Annotated in this window: 2 protein-coding genes; both read right to left on the bottom strand. The window is 33.2% G+C overall.

What is annotated here, in order from left to right; translation table 11 throughout:
* Window positions 1-118: 118 nt before the first annotated feature.
* On the bottom strand, window positions 119-997 hold the full coding sequence (locus FTU65_RS16065; RefSeq protein ID WP_180012519.1) for a CHASE sensor domain-containing protein: 879 nt from the start codon (window positions 995-997) through the stop codon (window positions 119-121).
* Window positions 994-1,494, bottom strand: a complete 501-nt coding sequence (locus FTU65_RS16060; protein WP_180012517.1) for a YfiR family protein — start codon at window positions 1,492-1,494, stop codon at window positions 994-996. The genes FTU65_RS16065 and FTU65_RS16060 overlap by 4 nt, the downstream gene beginning before the upstream one ends.
* Window positions 1,495-1,887: the final 393 nt, after the last annotated feature.

The following is a 1,887-nucleotide window of genomic DNA, read 5'->3' as shown; positions in this document are numbered from 1 at the left end:
AGATTTAAATCCAATAGAAAATATGTGGTCACGAGTCAAGGCGATTCGAACTAAGTTTAGAGTTAAAGATATTGATAAATTATTTAAAGATTACTGTAATGATTTATTTGGTATTTAGCTATAAGTGTCCATATTGGTCATTCACATGTTTAAAGTTTTCAATATCGACAAAGAACACAGCAGTGTTCGCTTTTAAGTCAAATAGCTCAAACAGCTTTTCATAAAAATAATTACGATTTGGCAATTGGGTTAATGCATCATGACGTGCTAGATGAATTAGCTTGTCATTTTCTGAAATCAAGTTTTTATTTGACTGTTCAATTTCACTAAGTAAACCATTAAAGGCGGTACTGAGTGCGTGTAATTCTTGAATATCAGAGTTTGAAACCCGCATTTTATAATCTTTCTTAATGCTAATGGTTTGGGCTGATTCAACAATAGAGCGAACAGATTGCATTAAGTATTGATAAACAGAATTCACCGACCAAAACACAGTAGCCAATAAAAGAATAAAACCTAAAAACAAGCCCAGCAAAATTTTATGGAAGAAACTAACTAAATCTGAAGAGTTTCCATATACGACCAGTTCGCCGTAACTTTTCTGATCATGATGAATATCTAAACGAATCGGTTGGCTAAAAAAGAAATAATCTAAAATCGCTTGGCTAGAGAATGTTGAAATTTCTTGTTGCTCAGCATGAGCAAGCGACGCATTTTGATGGTTGGTAATTTCAATCGATCGAATGGGATACAGTTGAGTGTATTCATTTAAAATTTGACGCATCGTTGTTTGGTCATTAAAGACCACAGCGGGTTGAACACGTTCGTTTATCGCATTTGATAAAATCGTTAAGCTGTTTTTTGCATAGGTATGCATAGTATAAGTGGAAATCACCAAAAAAATCGCAGAACAAATCGTAAAAGTTAAAGCAAAGATAGTGAGCTGCGAACGCGTAAATAATTGGTGTAATGTAATTGGATTATAGAGTTGTTTCATTCAGCTGACTCCGATGACTTCGCCAGTAATAAAACGCGTGGATCAATATGTATTTGTGACTGCGTTAAGCTTTCCATATTAACTTTAAACGAATAACTCTGATTTTTTTTATACAAACAAAATGCACTGCCCGACTCACACTCACTATTGTTACTACTTAGAGAGAGGGCGGGGAAATTAACATGGTTGTTTAAAATACTTTGTTCTTCTTTTGCTGATAGATTGGAAAAAAATAAAACTTGGCAATGACTGGATTTGATGTCATTCACATTGATGGCTGTAATTTTATAAGTGCTGTGGGTTGGTGCAAGTTTTTTAAAATCATTGACTAAACTTGAATTATTAATCACACAAAATTTGGGTGAAGTGGTTTCCCACTTGGCATAACTCAATATAGAGAAAGTGGTTGTGAAAATATTTGCTGTGGGAGCTGTATATAATATGGGTGAAATGGAGCACGCCATTATTAAATAGGCAGTTTTTTTAAAAACAACCATACGAAATCAAAAATTCTTAAATTAAATGGAATGAAAATTGGGTTTATATACGTTTTATTATATGAAATAGGGCGTATATAGCCCAATAATAATACAAAAGAATGTTTATGTGTTTAAAAAAACGACATGCGTAAAATAAATCATAAAAAAGGTGTTGCAACGGTCCTGAAATGCTGTAGAATGCACATCCATCGGCGGTGATGAAGATTAAAACTTCTGATAAAACAATGACTTGGTTGAGTTGATTAAGTTGGGTTTTATTTGATAAGTTTAAAAATAATTTGAATTACCGGTTGACTCTTTAGAAATAAAGAGTAATATAGCCGACCTAGCTTGCTGGTGACGAACCAACAAGAAGATCATTAAGAGATTATGAAGAACAACTTGTGTGGA

The sequence above is a fragment of the Acinetobacter sp. YH12129 genome (assembly GCF_013418685.1).
GTDB lineage: Bacteria > Pseudomonadota > Gammaproteobacteria > Pseudomonadales > Moraxellaceae > Acinetobacter > Acinetobacter amyesii.
Note: the sequence above shows the minus strand (reverse complement) of the source record. Positions and strands in the feature narration are given on the sequence as shown.

Coding starts and splice junctions, on each gene's coding strand:
- FTU65_RS16065 (WP_180012519.1), bottom strand. CDS start 997: ATGAAACAACTCTATAATCCAATTACATTACACCAATTATTTACGCGT.
- FTU65_RS16060 (WP_180012517.1), bottom strand. CDS start 1,494: ATGGTTGTTTTTAAAAAAACTGCCTATTTAATAATGGCGTGCTCCATT.